The 18,118-nt window shown below is 42.2% G+C and carries 13 protein-coding genes; 2 read left to right on the forward strand and 11 right to left on the reverse strand.

The window, feature by feature from the left end; all coding sequences use genetic code 11:
• The first annotated feature begins 170 nt into the window (after positions 1–170).
• Both DYH63_RS10765 and DYH63_RS10770 read left to right on the forward strand, forming a co-directional pair.
• Positions 171–794, forward strand: a complete 624-nt coding sequence (locus DYH63_RS10765; protein WP_116788808.1) for an HAD family hydrolase — start codon at positions 171–173, stop codon at positions 792–794.
• Between the two features lies 1 nt (position 795).
• Positions 796–1,494, forward strand: coding sequence for a hypothetical protein (locus DYH63_RS10770; RefSeq protein ID WP_116788809.1), 699 nt, complete (start codon positions 796–798; stop codon positions 1,492–1,494).
• A gap of 42 nt (positions 1,495–1,536) precedes the next feature.
• Here DYH63_RS10770 and DYH63_RS10775 read toward each other — a convergent pair whose 3' ends face one another.
• The 11 genes from DYH63_RS10775 to DYH63_RS10825 all read right to left on the reverse strand — a co-directional run bounded on the left by DYH63_RS10775 (position 1,537) and on the right by DYH63_RS10825 (position 18,112).
• Positions 1,537–2,907 (reverse strand): nucleoside permease, encoded by a 1,371-nt coding sequence (locus DYH63_RS10775; RefSeq protein ID WP_116788810.1) that lies wholly within the window; start codon positions 2,905–2,907, stop codon positions 1,537–1,539.
• Positions 2,908–3,019: 112 nt separating this feature from the next.
• A complete protein-coding gene (gene porQ / locus DYH63_RS10780; RefSeq protein ID WP_116788811.1) occupies positions 3,020–4,039 on the reverse strand; it encodes a type IX secretion system protein PorQ in 1,020 nt (339 codons plus the stop codon).
• Positions 4,040–4,208: 169 nt separating this feature from the next.
• The gene (gene lon, locus DYH63_RS10785; protein ID WP_116788812.1) at positions 4,209–6,659 is read right to left on the reverse strand and encodes an endopeptidase La; all 2,451 of its coding nucleotides are present in this window, start codon (positions 6,657–6,659) and stop codon (positions 4,209–4,211) included.
• Between the two features lie 192 nt (positions 6,660–6,851).
• Positions 6,852–8,123 carry a DUF6252 domain-containing protein gene (locus DYH63_RS10790; RefSeq protein ID WP_116788813.1) on the reverse strand — a complete coding sequence of 424 codons (1,272 nt, stop codon included), beginning with the start codon at positions 8,121–8,123 and terminating at the stop codon, positions 6,852–6,854.
• 123 nt (positions 8,124–8,246) lie between these two features.
• Positions 8,247–9,605 carry a DUF6252 domain-containing protein gene (locus DYH63_RS10795; RefSeq protein ID WP_116788814.1) on the reverse strand — a complete coding sequence of 453 codons (1,359 nt, stop codon included), beginning with the start codon at positions 9,603–9,605 and terminating at the stop codon, positions 8,247–8,249.
• 293 nt (positions 9,606–9,898) lie between these two features.
• Positions 9,899–11,161: a threonine ammonia-lyase gene (gene ilvA / locus DYH63_RS10800; RefSeq protein ID WP_116788815.1), complete on the reverse strand. Its 1,263-nt coding sequence runs from the start codon at positions 11,159–11,161 to the stop codon at positions 9,899–9,901.
• A gap of 166 nt (positions 11,162–11,327) precedes the next feature.
• Positions 11,328–12,374: a ketol-acid reductoisomerase gene (ilvC, locus tag DYH63_RS10805; protein WP_116788816.1), complete on the reverse strand. Its 1,047-nt coding sequence runs from the start codon at positions 12,372–12,374 to the stop codon at positions 11,328–11,330.
• Between the two features lie 303 nt (positions 12,375–12,677).
• On the reverse strand, positions 12,678–13,265 hold the full coding sequence (ilvN, locus tag DYH63_RS10810) for an acetolactate synthase small subunit (RefSeq protein WP_116788817.1): 588 nt from the start codon (positions 13,263–13,265) through the stop codon (positions 12,678–12,680).
• A 168-nt stretch (positions 13,266–13,433) separates the two neighbouring features.
• On the reverse strand, positions 13,434–15,200 hold the full coding sequence (gene ilvB / locus DYH63_RS10815) for a biosynthetic-type acetolactate synthase large subunit (protein ID WP_116788818.1): 1,767 nt from the start codon (positions 15,198–15,200) through the stop codon (positions 13,434–13,436).
• Between the two features lie 144 nt (positions 15,201–15,344).
• A complete protein-coding gene (gene ilvD, locus DYH63_RS10820) occupies positions 15,345–17,024 on the reverse strand; it encodes a dihydroxy-acid dehydratase (protein WP_116790808.1) in 1,680 nt (559 codons plus the stop codon).
• Between the two features lie 191 nt (positions 17,025–17,215).
• Entirely contained in the window at positions 17,216–18,112 is an 897-nt protein-coding gene (locus DYH63_RS10825; protein ID WP_116788819.1) for a branched-chain amino acid transaminase, read from the reverse strand.
• Positions 18,113–18,118: the final 6 nt, after the last annotated feature.

An 18,118-nucleotide genomic window follows, 5' to 3' on the forward strand; every position in this document is an offset into this window, starting at 1 on the left:
AGTTCGAGTAGTTGATGCTCCGGAATCTTTGTCATTCTGAGCGCAGCGCAGCGAAGTCGAAGAATCTCAATGTAACTAATACCAAAAGAAAATAACAATTGATTAATAGCCGCAGGTTTTGCGGCTATTTTTTTTAGGCGTAACTTTAAACTTTCAATACATTTAATTACATGCCTAAAAAAGCCATAATCTACGATCTTGACAATACTATTTTCCCTGTAAGTGCCATTGGCGATAAGCTTTTTGGACCGCTGTTCGACCTTATACAAAGTTCAGGACAATATAATGAGAATATGGACACCATTCGCTACGCCATTATGCGCACACCTTTCAGGCTTGTAGCGGCACGCAATAACTTTAGCGATGACCTTACCCAAAAGGGCATTGAACTTCAGGAAACGCTCGCTTACAGCGAACCTATAGATACGTTTGAAGATTACCCCGAAGTAAAGAACATTTCCGCAGAGCGCTTTCTGGTTACTACCGGCTTTGATAAAATGCAGCGCAGCAAAATAGAACATTTAGGCATTACTGGCGACTTTAAAGAAATTCATGTCGTTAACCCTACCCTTACCAATAAAAAGGAAGTTTTTAAAAGTATACTGGAACGCAACGGATACACACCCGATGAAGTTTTAGTTGTGGGCGACGATCCCGAAAGCGAAATTGCAGCCGCAAAGGCCCTGGGCATAGCTACCGTACTGTATGACAAGTATGATAATTTTAGTGTTGATGATGCAGATTACAAAATAAACCATTTTGCCAGCCTTAAGGATATTTACCTAAATTCGTAATATGTACATCAGTAACAACGATATTAAGCTACCCGCGCCCGACACTATAGTCTGGAAATACCTGGATCTTTCTAAGTTTCTGGATATGCTGCTGTGTAAACAAATGTTTATGTCTCGGTCTGATAAGTTTGAAGACCAGTATGAAGGTACATTTAGCGAACCAACTTTTGAGGAGCTTAAAAAAATATCGGCTAATAATCCTGAGTTTTTAGACAATTACAAGAGCCATCGCAAAAATGTAGTAATAAGCAGCTGGCACATTAATGAATATGAGAGCTATGCCATGTGGCAGATCTTTACAAAGAATAATGAAGGCCTGGCCATACAAAGCACCATAAAACGCCTACAGGACGCTATGGGGCCTGAAAATCGTTATGACCAACATATTGGCGAGGTAGAATATATCGACTATAAAAAAGAATACATCCCGTTTGATAATAACTTTTTCCCGTTTCTGTTCAAGCGAAAAAGTTTTCAGTATGAACGTGAGGTTCGTGTAATTTCTGACCTTACTCAGAACAATATATCCATACACGAAGGGCTTAAGGTTAATGTAGACATCAATAAACTTATTGAGAAAATATACATTCACCCAAAATCAGAGAACTGGTACAAAAACCTTGTCATACAACTAATGCAGCAACTTGGTTTTGATTTTGAAATTGAAAAATCTGACCTTGAAAGCGATATACTTATTTAAGCCTTAAAGTTTTTAAAGTCATAAAGTCGAAAGCACCTAGCATTAATGCTTTATATCCTGTACTTCTTGTGGGTCGTGCTTGTGCCTGAACATTATGGCAAACGCAATGGCTATAACAAGCGCATAAGCTGCAAAAGACAACCATATGTTATGCCAGTCTTTCATCATTACAGGGCTGCTAAAAGCGCCATTTGTTATACTTATACCCTTACTTTCTATAAATCCGAGCATATGGGCATTATCCGGTGTGGTCTCTAAGAATGAAGATAAGCCACTGGCATCTGTAAAAGATTTAGTAAAATACTTATCAATAACCCATCCCGCCGTAAAACTACCAATGATGGCTCCAAAACCATTGGTCATCATCATAAAGATACCCTGTGCAGATGAGCGTATTTTAGGGCTTGTGGTAGTTTCTATAAACAGTGAGCCTGAGATATTAAAGAAGTCGAACGCCATACCGTAAACAATACATGAAAGTATAATCATCCAAAGGCCGGTTACAGGATCGCCAAAGGCAAACAGGCCAAAACGAAGTACCCAGGCCAGCATACTAATAAGCATAACCTGCTTGATACCAAAACGCTTAAGGAAGAAAGGAATGGCAAGGATAAATAATGTTTCAGAGAATTGTGAGATAGACATTATGATAGTAGAATATTCTACCACAAAAGAATCGGCGTATTTAGGAAAATCTTTAAACTCACTTAAAAACACGTCGCCATAAGCATTAGTAAGTTGTAACGCACCGCCAAGAAACATAGCGAATATAAAGAAAAGCGCTGTTTTATAAGTGGCAAAAAGCTTGAAAGCCTCAAGGCCTAATGTTTCTACTAATGTAGCATTTCGGGTAGCATTTTGCGGTTTACATGGTGGCAGCGTAAAGGCATAAAGGCCAAGGCCTATAGCGGCTATACCAGCAATGTAAAACTGATATTCGGTAGCTTTGCTTCCCGTAAGGTTAGTTATCCACATGGCTGCTATAAAGCCAAGCGTACCCCAAACCCTGATGGGTGGAAAATCTTTTACTACATCTCCCCCATTGTTCTTTAAAACAGTATATGATATTGAGTTACTTAATGCTATAGTAGGCATATAACAGCACATAGCTGCCAGCATAACCCATATAAAATCTGACGGTGTAGTAACCTGCGGAATGTAAAACAAAATACCTGCATAAAGTATATGCAATGCGCCATATAGTTTTTCGGCATTTATCCATTTATCTGCAATAATACCTGTAAGTGTAGGCATAAATACAGAGGCTAACCCCATAGTACTAAAAACAAGTCCAAACTGGGTACCCTCCCACTGTTTAGTACCAAACCAGTAATTTGCAATTGTGATAAGCCATGCTCCCCAAACAAAAAACTGAAGGAAACTCATTAAAACAAGGCGGTTCTTAATACCCATATAGTGCTGTATGTATTAACATTTAATTAACGGAGGTAAAACTATCAATATTTTTCGGTTTTAAAAATATTGCAGCCGTTAAATGTTACATCGTTAGCGTAAAAAACAGGATTTATTGCAGATTTATCATCACACCAAAAAGGCTGGTGCTTGCCGCAAGGGTATAGCGAGAATAAGAATAATCAAAACGAAGCTTATTAAAGCGTACTGAGAACCCGGCTGAGATACCCGAAAAGCTTCGCTTATCTGTAATACTAAGCTCTGCACTACGGCGAAAGTTATACCCCGCCCTTATGTTAAACGATTTTCCCGGAAACAATTCAGCCCCAAGTATTACGTGGCGCAGGGCATTATTAAAAAAAGAAACTTTTTCTTTTGTAACATTACCCTCAAGGTCTTCTGTGGCGCGGTTAGGGTTACTAAACGCAATATTCCATTGTTGCAGGTTTTCGAGCGTTACATGCCAGCGGATTGGCACGTTCTCTACTTCCTGGCTTATACCGGCAATAACCTCTAACGGAAGAGGCTCATTAGTACCGGCATAGGTTGTTAGCTGTGTACCTATGTTGCGCACAGCAAGCCCTATATTAATATCATTATCCTCGTCAATGTAAATACCGCCTATATCAACTGCAGCGCCTATTGAGTTATAGCTTTCCAGTGTAGAAGAAATTAGTTTTGCATTAGCACCAATGTGGATATCAGTATATGGGATGTTGTAGGCATACCCAAAAGAAAGTGCTATTTCGCTGCCGCTGAATGTACCGGTTTTGGTTCCCATTTCATCATAACCTTCAAAGTCGCCATAATTTACATAGTTTACACCCATATGAAAGGTTTGCACATGCCTGTCATATGTATATGCATAGGCAGCTGTACCATAAGTAACCTCGCCAAAATAACTGCCGTAGTTGGCAGATAGCTGGTTGCTCATTTCCGGGTTTATGGTAGCAGGATTATAAATAGCCTGGTTTACATCATAGTCATAGAGGGTAACAAGCTTGCCCCCCAGTGCTGCCTGTCGTGGCGATGTAACAAGGTTTAAGAACTGGTAGGTATACTTACCACCTATCTGGCCGAAAGATGCCGTGGCGGCAAGCAAAAAAATTAAAAGGTACCTGTTTTTAAACATTCGAGTAATGGCGATTTTGCATACTATAACGCAGTTGCGAAGATATTATTTTTTAAATAAAAAAACGGCTAAGAATTTTAGCCGTTTTAAATTTTATGTAATACGCTTTTTAAGTCTAAACTACCAAACCTTATAAGATAGAAATAATTTAAACCCAATAGGTAAGCCCTTAGAGCGTTTTAGCATTTTTAGCATCCTGATCAGTAATGGCATACTTAAGTACATCTCTCATATAACGCACATAATGAAAAGTAACACCTTCAAGGTATTCTGCTTTTATCTCATCAATGTCGCGTTTGTTTTCTTCGCAAAGGATGATTTCTTTAATACCGGCCCTCTTGGCAGCCAGTATTTTTTCTTTAATCCCGCCAACAGGAAGCACACGTCCGCGAAGCGTAATCTCGCCTGTCATGGCAAGGTTTTTCTTTACCCTTTTTTGGGTGAAAGAAGACACAAGAGATGTAAGCATTGCAACACCCGCACTTGGCCCATCTTTAGGCGTAGCACCTTCAGGCACGTGAATGTGTACATTATATTTTTCGATAACCTCTGGTTTTATACCCAGCTCTTCGGCGTTCGATTTTATATACTCCAGCGCCAGCGTGGCAGATTCTTTCATCACCGTACCCAAGTTACCTGTCATGGTCATGTTACCTTTGCCTTTGCTCAGTATCGACTCTATAAAAAGGATGTCTCCACCTACACTTGTCCAGGCAAGGCCGGTAACAACGCCGGCAACATCGTTATTTTCATAACGGTCGCGTTCCATTTTTGGTGCGCCAAGTATTTTTATTACATCCTCATCTGTAAGCTTAACGCTGTACTCCTCCTCCATTGCTATACACTTCGCAACATTGCGTACTACTTTGGCAATTTGTTTTTCAAGACCGCGTACACCACTTTCGCGCGTGTAGCCCGTAACTATCTTTTCAATTTGCTTTTTGCCTATTACAATATCTTTAGATGTAAGCCCATGTTCCTTAACCTGTTTTGGCACAAGGTGCTTTTTAGCTATTTCTACCTTTTCTTCAATGGTATAGCCCGTCATGTTTATTACTTCCATACGGTCGCGCAGTGCAGGCTGTATGGTAGCCATATTGTTTGATGTGGCTATAAACATAACCTTACTAAGGTCAAAGCCCATTTCAAGGAAGTTATCATAAAACTCCTTGTTTTGCTCAGGGTCTAAAACCTCAAGAAGTGCAGACGATGGGTCGCCCTGGTTACCTGTGGCCAGTTTATCAATTTCATCAAGTACAAAAACAGGGTTGCTTGTACCCGCCTTTTTAAGGCTCTGGATAATGCGGCCCGGCATAGCACCAATGTATGTTTTACGGTGTCCGCGAATTTCAGCTTCATCACGGAGTCCGCCCAGTGATATACGGATGTATTCCCTGCCCAGCGCTTCTGCAACCGACTTACCTATACTTGTTTTACCTACACCCGGAGGCCCATAAAGACACAGGATAGGCGATTTCATATCATTGCGCAGTTTAAGTACGGCAAGATATTCTATAATACGCTTCTTAACATCGTCAAGGCCATAATGGTCGCGGTGCAACACTTTATCGGCACGTTTAAGGTCAAAATTATCTTTACTGAATTCGTTCCATGGCAGGTCGAGCATCAGTTCAATGTAATTACGCTGAATGGCATACTCAGCAGCCTGTGGATTCATACGCTGCATTTTTGACAGCTCTTTGTCAAATTGCTTAGCCGTTTTCTCGTCCCATTTCTTGGCTTTGGCCTTTACGCGCATTTCTTCCACTTCCTGGTCGTGACTAACACCGCCAAGTTCTTCCTGAATGGTTTTCATTTGCTGGTGCAAGAAGTACTCGCGTTGCTGCTGGTCGAGGTCAAAGCGCACTTTGCTTTGTATATCATTCTTAAGCTCCAGTTTTTGCAGCTCAAGGTTCATATAACGCAAGGTTTCCAGCGCACGGTCTTTAAGGTCGCTTATGGCTAACAGGTCCTGCTTTTCTTTTACAGAAAGGTTCATGTTACTGGAAACAAAATTTACCAGGAATGAGTCGCTTTCAATATTTTTTATGGCAAAAGTAGCCTCAGTAGGAATGTTTGGACTCTCTTTTATAATTTGTATGGCAAGCTCCTTTATAGAATCTATGATGGTAGTAAATTCAGGATCTTTAAACTGCGGGCGCACCTCTTCAAACTCACGTGTTGATGCACGCAGATAAGGCTGATCTGTAATTACCTCACTAATCTCAAAGCGCTTTTTACCCTGAATAATTACCGTAGTATTACCGTCGGGCATTTTAAGCACACGCAGTATTTTTGCAACCGTACCTACCGTATTTATATCATCAGCACCCGGCTCTTCTACTGTTTCATCTTTTTGCGACACAACACCAATGATCTTGCTGTCGCCATTGGCATCATTAATCAGTTTTATAGATTTATCGCGCCCCGCCGTAATAGGAATTACAACACCCGGAAATAATACCATGTTACGCAGCGGAAGTATAGGAAGTGTTTCTGGCAGGGGCTCATTATTCATTTCCTCCTCATCCTCAGGAGTCATTAATGGAATAAGCTCTGCATCAGTATCAATCTCCTGAAGTGACAAACTGTCAATATTTAAAATTCTTTGTTTAGACATATCGTGTTATAGGTCATTTTGTCATTATTAAAGATACAGATATAAAACAACAAAGCTAATCAATATACTGTTAATCTATTAATTAGCCCAATGTATCTGTACTGGCCCTTATGGCTTCCCCGTTATAAAACAAGTACTATGCCAATAAAAAAATCCGCCTGAGCGGATTTTAAATCTATTTTGATGTCGTAGTTAGTTATACTCTACATCAAATGAACCGGCTGTTACTGTATGCGTTGCAACACCTGCATCATTTGTTACGGTGTAGCTAAATGTACCTGCAATCCTGGTACTGGTCTTACTTGTAATAATAAGTGTACCATTGCTCACTGCTGTCTCAACATCAGAGCTATCTGTAAACCATGCCTTAGCTGTTGCAGTAGGTGTAGCGCTAAAAGGATATGTACCTACACCAAGGTTGTTCATAAACAATCTTATTTCATGATTATCACCAAAAGCCTGAAGCGTAAGCTGATTATCATTTACCAGTCCAACTACCACGTCAGTCCCTTCATAGGTATATGCAGTACCGTCTACCGTAGCCCTAAACACATCATCTGTTGGTGTAGTACCTGCTTCAGTGTAAGGAATGTTCTCAAATTTACCATCAGTAAATGCTTTATTAGCAACACCATCGCGGTAGCCTGTAAAGCTAAATGTACCAGAGATAGTATGATTAGTTGTATTGATCTGGCTAATGGTTACCGTACCGGATACATCTTCTTCTGTTAGAGAAATATTAGAATATACATTATCTTCATCGCCATCAGGAGAATATGCCATTAGTGCACGTGCATCATAAGTACCTGTTGTAACAGCGTCAAGCACTATTGATACATACTCGCCGCCTGTGCCCCTAAAGCCCGTTATGCTCGTAAGGCCATTACCCACTGTAGCAACATAAGTACTGGCGTTATACTGGGCACCATCTATCTTAACTGCAAATGAAGCTGTTCCTGTAACGCCGTCTCCTGTATAAGGCAACGCCGTAAATATACCGTTTGTAAATTCTAAATTCGGGATGTTTGCCGAAGGATTATACCAGTAGCCTGTAAAGTTAAAAGTACCTGTTACTTTATGTGTCGTAGTATTTATAGACGCAATATTAACGGTTCCTGAAACATTTGAAGTACTTGTATTTGTGTACATTCCCGGTATTGTAGCACTTGGCGTATACGTCATTACAGATGCCGTATGAGCCCCCCTTGTAGCAGGTACTGTAATGGTAAAGACACCACCTGTATCGCGGGTGGCGGTTATAGTAAGCACTCCATTAGTTACTACAGCTGTTGTAGATGTAGCCCTGTAGGTAGCATTGCTAAAATCTACCTGAAAAGACGCCGGAGTATTGTCATCCGGATTTTGGCCGACAAGCAAAGGGTCTACCGGCTCAGTATCACATGATGTGAACCCGATAGCCATAAAAAGCACCATAATAGAAGAAAGTAACTTTAATCTTTTCATAACATTGGATTTAAAGTGCCAAATATAAATTTTTAATTTATAAGAATGTAAACTTTGTTGCATATTATTTAATAAAAAAGCCTTGTATCAAACAAGGCTCTTTATGAAATATGGTAAGTATTATTAATATGTCACATCAAAATGTCCATCGCTAATTTCATGGGTCTCTGTCGTCATATATCCCCCGGTAAAATTAAAGGTGCCTTTAATTTTTCTATTAACAGTATCATGTTCACTAATTATTAATGTACCACCAGATGCTCCAAACATTCCACTTGGAGTTTCATTAGCCATATACATAGCAACGTAGGTATTAAGTGCGCTAAGAGTGTAGGTTCCCTGAGTAATTGTTGACGGAAAAAACAGTGCAATAGACTCTACAGCCCCTCTGCGTGCACCAAGGTTAATATTGCCTCCGAATGAGGTGGCAGATATAGTAGTACCAACAAAATTCTGTCCATCTAATTTCGCAGTAAATATATTATTAGTTACCGGAGCTTCACCCTCAGCGAAAGACACATTGCTAAACTCCCCGCTTGTAAAAGTTATAGTTTCAATTTCATCAGTAGTAGGATTATCCATATCAAAAACAGAGCGTACACCTGTGAATCCGAAAGTACCTGAAACTGTTTTATTTACAATATCAATTGCGGTTATGTTAACAATTGCTGTATCAGTATATTCAGGATATTCTGAATACTGCCCCCATCCTCCAGCATCAGCTATATAAGAACTCTGAGCATTACCGGGAACATAAGCCATAGCAAGTAGCCCCGCAGGAGAATTTGGGTCGGGTTGCTGTGCCGCAAACTCGAATGTACCCACACGAGGATAAGGTACCGTAATCATAAAAGATGTACCATCTGGTTTAATTCCCATCACAGAAAGATATTCAGATGCATAAACCGCACGGGTTGTTGCTGCAGTCCAGGTTGCACCGTTAAAATTCACTTTAAATAGCGGATTACCTACAGGTTCTGTAGGTGTATTTCCTGTATAAGCAATATTTGTAAAAACGCCATTTGTAAAGTCAATGGCAGGCATATTTGCCCCTGCAACACCCCAGTAGCCCTTAAAGTTAAAAGTACCCGTAAGTTTATGCGTTGTTGTATTTATAGATGCTATACTTACCGTACCATTTACAACTGTACTGCTACTGTTTGAATAAAAATCTGTTGCACCGGCAGTTGGGTAGTATTTAATAACTGCATTAGTATAATTACCTCTTGTAACACCCGGTACAGTAATTACAAAGTATCCTGCATTAGTTTTAGAACCCAAAATCTGTATTGTGCCATCCTGAATGATAGCTCCTGTAGTGGTCGCATTATAAGTAGAACCTCCAAAATCTACATGGAAAGCAGAAGTTGCTTCAGGTTGCTGCCCTACCAGTAAAGGATCTGCCGGCTCAGTATCGCAGGAAACAAGCCCTAATGATGTACAAATAAGAATAAGGAAAGAAAGTAATTGTAGTCTTTTCATTGTATTGGTTTAAAGCGCCAAATATAGATTAATTAATCTACATTAATGCAAACAAAACAACCGATTATGAAAGAGAAATAACACTTTTTAAGACTTAATTATCAATGAATTAAAGTTTTTAAGTTGTTTAATTTAATTTTTTATATGTTTTGGCGCACTACTCTTGTCGATTATGTGAGTGTGTATGATAAATTTAATTGCATTGAATAGTCAAAAAATAAATACAATCGTATTTAATTAGGTAACTCATCGAAATGGCGCACACAGAGGACACATCAAATTTTCAGTTATCATTAAACCAGTAAGTTAAGAAGATGTGGCTGGTTATTGAGATAATCTACATAAAAGCCGCGCTCTTTCATATTAGCTAACAGTACTTCATACTCTGAGGCATTTTTAAGCTCAATGCCTACTACAGCGGTACCTTTTTCTTTACTATTCTTTTTGGTGTATTCAAAATGGGTAATGTCATCGGTAGGGCCAAGAACATTCATTACAAACTCTCGCAGGGCGCCCGGCCGTTGTGGGAATTTTACAAGGAAGTAATGCTTGAGACCTGCATATAACAGTGCACCCTCTTTAATTTCTTCCATACGGGTAATGTCATTGTTACTGCCGGATATAATGCATACCACATTCTTGCCTTTTATCTCGTCGGTAAACTGGTCAAGCGCCGCTACAGATAATGCTCCTGCGGGTTCGGCTACAATAGCATCTTTATTATACATACTCAGTATTACCTGGCAAATACGGCCTTCATCTACCGTGCGCATATCATGCAGGGTTTGACGACAGATGTCAAAAGTAAATTCGCCTACCCTTTGCACGGCTGCACCGTCTACAAATTTATTGATACGGTCCAGGTGTACTGTTTCGCCTTTGTCAAGTGCTTTCTGCATACTGGGCGCTCCCGTAGGCTCTACCCCTATTATTTTAGTATTAGGCGAAAGCTGTTTAAAAACACTGCTTAGCCCTGCTGCGAGTCCACCTCCTCCTATAGGCACAAATATATAATCTATGGGTTGCGGCAGCTGTTCCAGCAATTCTAGGGCTATGGTAGCCTGACCTTCAATAATTTTAGGATCGTCAAACGGGTGTATGAATACTGCGCCTCGCGATTCACAAAAATCGGTCGCGGCATATTTTGCCTCATCAAAGGTATCTCCGGCCAAAACCACATCTACATAGTCTCCGCCAAACATTTTTACCTGCTCCAGCTTTTGTCCCGGTGTGGGAGTAGGCATAAAAATAGTGCCGTGCACCTGCATTTTATTACAAGCAAACGCCACACCCTGTGCATGGTTACCCGCGCTGGCACATACTACACCTTTAGCAAGGTCGGCAGCACTAAGCGTAGCCATTTTGTTATAGGCACCGCGCAACTTATACGAGCGTACCGGCTGCAAATCTTCACGCTTAAAATAAATGTGCGCATCATAAATTTCGCTGACAGTACGGTTTAGCGTAAGTGGTGTGCGGTTAACAATGCCATTTAGCCTCTCAGCAGCTTCCTGAACATCTGGTATTGTGGGGAAATATGTTGTCTTGGTATTCATTATATATGATTATACCTACGCTCTGTCATTGCGAGCAGAGGTACGGAGCGCGGCAATCTCATTCAAGTTAATTGATGAGATTGCTTCGTCGTTCCTCCTCGCAATGACAGCCAGATAGGTACGTTATTATTATATGCTAAGAATAGCTTTTGCTTTCGCCGGGTGCCTAGTTATTCTCCGGCCTCAGGCTACGCACGGTTTTACCGGCTTGCCACATTTCGCTTTCGCGAAGTTCAGCCAGCTCGGCATCCAGTTTTACGCGGTAGTCCGGCTTGCTGTTACTGCTGATAGAGAATCCGGCTTCTTTTCCTGTAGCTACGCTATCGTACAACTCTTCAAATACAGGCTTGGTAGCATCTTTAAAACGCTTCCACCAGTCTAATGCGCCACGTTGCGCGGTAGTAGAACAGTTAGCATACATCCAGTCCATACCGTTTTCAGATACTAAAGGCATAAGCGATTGTGTAAGTTCTTCTACCGTTTCGTTAAATGCTTCAGACGGTGAGTGCCCTTTAGATCGAAGCACCTCATACTGTGCTGCAAAAATTCCCTGTATTGCACCCATAAGTGTGCCGCGCTCTCCGGTAAGGTCAGAATATACTTCTTTACGGAAATCGGTTTCAAAAAGATATCCAGAACCAATAGCAATGCCCAGTGCCACTACCCTATCCCAGGCTTTACCTGTAGCATCCTGAAAAATGGCGAAGCTGCTGTTAAGCCCGCGGTTTTGCAAAAACATACGGCGTAGTGATGTACCAGAACCTTTAGGAGCCACAAGGAACACGTCTACATTTTCTGGCGGAACAATGCCTGTTTGCTCATTAAAGGTTATGCCAAAGCCATGCGAGAAATAAAGCGCCTTACCCGCAGTAAGATTTTCTTTAACCAGTGGCCAGTACTCTATTTGTGCAGCATCGCTAAGCAGGTAACATATGATAGTACCTTTTTGCAGTGCTTCTTCAATTTCAAAAAGTGTTTCGCCCTCCACAAAGCCATCTGCAACAGCTTTATCCCATGAAGGCGAATTTTTGCGCTGGCCCACAATTACGTTAATGCCGTTATCTTTTTGGTTAAGCGCTTGGCCGGGACCCTGAACGCCGTAGCCTATTACAGCTACTACCTCATCTTTTAATACTTCCTGTGCTTTTTGTAACGGGAACTCATCGCGGGTAACCACGTTTTCTTCTACCCCGCCAAAATTTAATTTTGCCATTTTTTGTCTGTTTATTTTTTAATTAAGTTTCTTATTTTTTAAGTTTCTGAGCTACTAAGCAGCTAAGGCTTCGAGCCAGCTTCACTCAAATTTCATGGACATCCCAAATTGTCATTCTGACGACAGGAGGAATCTCTTAATTTTAAAACCATTTCAATAACGAGATTGCTTCGTCGTACCTCTCCACAATGACAGAACGTACTGACAGTACGTTTGAGTGAAGCTACTCCTTTCTTGAGAGGGGTTGAAGTCGTGTTGCGCTTACTTTATGACTTTACAACTTTCGACTTTACAAACCCCAGCTTACATTGTAAACACGCCATCGCGTTGGTCAAGGAACTCGTTTTCTATAGCGGGTTCGCTTGGTTTGGCGGCTTCAAATTCCATTACAGCTTTGTGTATGCCTTCGCTGGCCTTTATAACCGCTATACGCGCACTACGTACAAACTCTATCAATCCCCAGGGCTGCAATGCGGCTACAAGTGCATCTATCTCTTCGCGATGCCCTGTGGTTTCAAACACGGTATAGTCATGACGTATAACTACTGTATTGGCACCATACTGGCGCAGCAGGCGCTCTACCTTTACTTGTTCGGCTATTACTTTAGTAGGTACTTTATACATGGCCATTTCCTGCCATACAATTTCTTCATCAGTATTAAAAAATACCTTTAGCACTTCTACCTGTTTTTCTATTTGTTTTACAGCTTTTTCCACTACATCCCTACTTTCATTGATAAGAATGGTAAAACGGCTGATGCCTTCAACCTCGGCAGGGCAAACATTCATTGTTTCAATGTTTATCTTCCTGCGCGAAAACACTATAGCAATGCGGCCCATAAGCCCCACATGGTTTTCGGTATATGCTGTTATGGTAAATTCCTGTTTCATTTTTTTTAAAGTTTCTTAGCGGCTGAGCTGCTTAGTTTCTGAGGTTAGCTTTACCCATGCTTTTTTTCTATACCTGACAGGTTTTAAAAACCTGTCAGGTATAGTTCACGGCAAGAGTGGCAACAACAAACAATGAACTATAAACAATTTAACTACGGGCTTTGCCTGCTATATTTCCTCCCTGCTCAATACAATATCACTCACACTCCTGCCTTGTGGCACCATAGGGAACACGTTATTTTCTTTACCTACCATTACTTCCAGCAGGTAGCTGCCATCGTGTTCCAGCATGGTTTTAAGCGCATCGGTAAGTTTGTCGCGTTCGCTTACACTTTTACCCGGTATGCCATAACCTTTTGCTACCTGAACAAAATCAGGACTCTGTATATCTACAAACGAATAGCGCTTTTCATGGAACAGCTGTTGCCACTGGCGCACCATACCTAAGAAACAGTTGTTTAATATCAGTATTTTTACATTGGGCTTAAACTGCATGATTGTTCCCAGTTCCTGTATTGTCATCTGGAAACCACCATCACCAATTACCGCCACGGTAGTACGGCTTGGGTCGCCATATGCCGCGCCAATGGCAGCCGGAAGTGCAAAACCCATAGTTCCAAGGCCACCACTCGTAACATTGCTCTTGCTTTTATTATATTCCGCATAACGGCAGGCAACCATCTGGTGCTGGCCTACATCGGTTACTATGATAGCCTCGCCTTTTGTAAGTTCGTTAAGAATCCGAATTACCTCACCCATAGTCAGTGTATCGGTTTCAGGGTACACCTCATCATGAATGACTTTTTCTACCTCCTGTTTTTTACAGTCAATGAATTTTCGGTGCCACCCCGCATGCTTACGTTCCTCTATAGCAGCCGTAAGCATTGGAAGCGTTTCTTTACAATCACCCCATACCGGTACATCTGCCTTTACATTTTTATCTATTTCAGACGGGTCGATATCCAGATGGATGATCTTCGCCTGTTTGGCATACATATCTAACCTGCCGGTAACGCGGTCGTCAAAACGCATCCCTATTGCAATAAGTACGTCACATTCGTTCGTAAGCTTATTAGGTCCATAATTACCGTGCATACCCACCATACCCACACCCAGCGGATGATCTGTAGGAATGGCACTCATCCCCATAATGGTCCACGCTGCGGGTATACCCGATTTTTCAATAAACACCTTAAATTCTTCTTCGGCTTTGCCAAGAATTACGCCCTGCCCAAAAACGATGAACGGACGCTCAGCCGCATTGATAAGTTTTGCGGCTTCTGCAATATATTCAGGTCGCACTACAGGTTTAGGCCTGTAGCTGCGAATGAAATTGCATTTTACATACTCTGTAAACGCTATCTTTTGCAGTTGTGCATTTTTTGTAATATCAATAAGCACAGGACCCGGCCTGCCCGATCCCGCTATGTAGAATGCCTTGGCAATAACGGCAGGCAACTCTTCTGCATCGGTAACCTGGTAATTCCATTTGGTAACCGGTGTGGTAATGTTTATTACGTCCGTCTCCTGAAAGGCATCAGTCCCCAGCAGATGTGCGAATACCTGACCTGTAATACATACAAGCGGCGTACTATCTATCATGGCATCGGCTAGACCGGTAACTAAGTTAGTTGCACCGGGACCGCTCGTAGCAAACACGATACCCGTTTTACCGGATGCCCGTGCAAAGCCCTGTGCTGCATGTATACCGCCCTGCTCATGGCGTACCAGTATGTGCTGTAGCTTATCGGCATAGTCATAAAGTGCATCATAAATAGGCATGATGGCACCACCAGGGTAACCAAATATAGTGGTTACGCCCTCCTTAAGGAATGCTTCAAGTAAAACCTGCCCACCGCTATGGGTTTTAGGAGCTTCAACTTCAACAGGAACTTCTTTTAATGTGGTATCTGCTTTTTCAATTGTCTTTTGCATACAACTTAATTTTATTTGTCCTACGACGTTGCCGTAGGCTTATAGATTTGACCCTTACAGGGTCTTTGGCATTGATATTTAGAATCTAAACCCCCCCACCCTGCGGGCAGCTTCACTATACTTTATATGTCTGTGCGACACGCACTAGAATTCATCTGTTACACAGCCCTCGGCAGCCGAAGACACCGTACGGGCATATTTATACAGCAATCCGCTTTTTACCTTTAGCTCAGGCTGTTGCCAGGCAGCCCTGCGCTGTGCCAGTTCTTCATCGCTAAGCAATACATTAATGGTATTGTTTACCGCATCCAACTCTATAATGTCATCATCCTGAACCAAACCTATAGTACCACCGTCATATGACTCGGGAGTAATATGCCCCACTACAAAACCATGGGTGCCGCCACTAAAGCGGCCATCGGTAATGAGGGCTACGCTCTTGCCAAGTCCTGCGCCAATAAGGGCACTGGTAGGTTTAAGCATTTCCGGCATTCCGGGTGCACCTTTAGGCCCCTCATTCTTTATCACGATCACATCGCCGTGCTGTACTTTTCCACTCGAAATACCTTCTATAAGATGTTTTTCGCCGTCAAAAACACGGGCAGGGCCTGTAAACTTCTCCCCTTCTTTGCCTGTAATTTTAGCCACGCTGCCGCCTGTTGCCAGATTTCCGTAAAGGATACGCAGGTGTCCATCGGGCTTGATAGGATTAGAAAGGGGACGGATTATTTTTTGGGTTTCAAAATCAAGAGAAGGAACGTCTGCCAGGTTCTCGGCTAACGTTTTTCCGGTTACGGTAAGGCAATCGCCGTGCAGCAGGCCTTCCTGTAACAGATATTTCATAACGGCAGGAATACCGCCGTTGTTGTGCAAATCCTGCATTAAATACTTGCCACTCGGCTTAAAATCAGCCAAAACGGGCGTAGTATCGCTCATGCGCTGAAAATCATCCTGTGTTACCGATACGCCTACGCTTTTAGCCATGGCTACAAAGTGCAGTACAGCATTTGTACTACCGCCCAGTATTACGATAATGCGCATGGCATTTTCAAACGCCTTACGCGTCATGATATCTGTAGCCTTAATATCTTTTTCAAGTAACAGCCTTATATATTTGCCGGCATCCAGGCATTCCTGTTGTTTCTCTGGGCTTAGTGCCGGATTTGAAGATGAATAAGGCAAACTCATACCCAGAGCCTCTATTGCAGATGCCATAGTATTTGCGGTATACATACCACCACAGGCTCCTGCTCCCGGGCACGCATTGCGTATCACACCCTGAAAATCAGTTTCGCTCATGGTACCGGCTATTTTACCACCCAGTGCCTCAAATGCCGAAACAATATTGAGGTCTTCGCCTTTATAACATCCGGGGGCTATAGTACCGCCATATACCATTATAGACGGCCTGTTTAGCCTGCCCATAGCCATAATGCTACCCGGCATATTTTTATCGCAACCGGGAATGGTAATGAGTCCGTCATAATACTGCCCTCCGCAAATGGCCTCAATACTATCGGCAATAACATCGCGGCTTACAAGGCTGTAGCGCATCCCAGCGGTACCGTTACTCATACCGTCGCTCACACCAATAGTGTTGAATATAAGCCCGGCCATGTTGTTATCCCAGGTTCCCTGCTTTACAACTTTAGCAAGGTCGTTAAGGTGCATATTGCAGGTGTTTCCATCATAACCCATACTGGCTATGCCCACCTGTGCCTTATCCATATCATCATCTGTAAAACCTATGCCGTACAGCATGGCTTTGGCCGCAGGCTGTGTGTCATCCTGCGTAAATATTTTAGAAAACTTATTTAATTCCATTATTGTTTGTAGTTCAGGGTTCATGGTTTAGAGTTACTCACTCTTGCCTTTAAACCTCAACTTAATATTTAGTTTGTGTGTGTATTTGTAACTACTCTGCCCTGCTGGCACCCTCAAAAGGGGAATAGCTTCACTCCTGTTGATAACATATTGTGTGGCTCAACTATAAACGATGAACCACAAACAAAAAACTACCGCAGTTGCAGCTTAAACTCCTCAAGGTTCTTGCCTACTACAAGGTTACTGTATCCTTTCTGGATAATGGCACACAGGCTGCTGTCCCAGTCTTTTGTAAACGGTATATCATCTAACGATTCTAATGCAATAACTTCTGCGGCAGTACCACAAAAGAAGGCAGCATCTGCACCACGCATTTCATCGGGTGTGAAGAATTTTTCTACTACAGGAATATCCAGTTCTTTGCACATTTCTATAACCGTGGCGCGGGTAATACCCGGAAGTATACTCCCCAGAGACGGTGTATATAACGTGCCGTCTTTTTCAAAAAAAACGTTGGCTCCGCTACTTTCGGCAACATAGCCCTTAGCATCCAGTAACAAAGCTTCATCATAACCTTTATGGCGCGCTTCTTCGCATGCCAGTATAGAATTTACGTAGTGTCCGCTTGCCTTGGCTTCGATGCGAAACGCTTTAGGATTTGGGCGCTCAAAGCTGCTGGTCATTACACGTTGTTTACCAGAAAGGTACCCGTTGCTCCATCCCCATGCCTCTATAGCCAGGTAACTCTCCTTCCCCCTGCTCAATGACATATTTGGCGAACAAAATACCAGCGGGCGGATGTAGGCATCGCTAAGCCCGTTACGCTCTAAAAGTTGGTAGGTAAGTGCGGTAAGTTCCTCGGTAGTATATTCAAACGGAATGTACATCATCTCTGCACTGCGGCGCAGGCGGTCGTAGTGTTCTTGTGCTTTAAAAATTCTTGTGCCGTTATCTGTCTTATACGACTTAATACCTTCAAAAACGGCATAACCGTAGTGTAGTGATTGCCCGTAAAGATTAGTAGTTGCTTCGGTTGCTTTTACAAACTCGCCGTTGTAATAAATAATCGTGTCGCTGTTGTAATACATGTATGC

Source organism: Flavobacterium psychrotrophum (assembly GCF_003403075.1).
GTDB classification, from domain to species: Bacteria; Bacteroidota; Bacteroidia; order Flavobacteriales; family Flavobacteriaceae; genus Flavobacterium; species Flavobacterium psychrotrophum.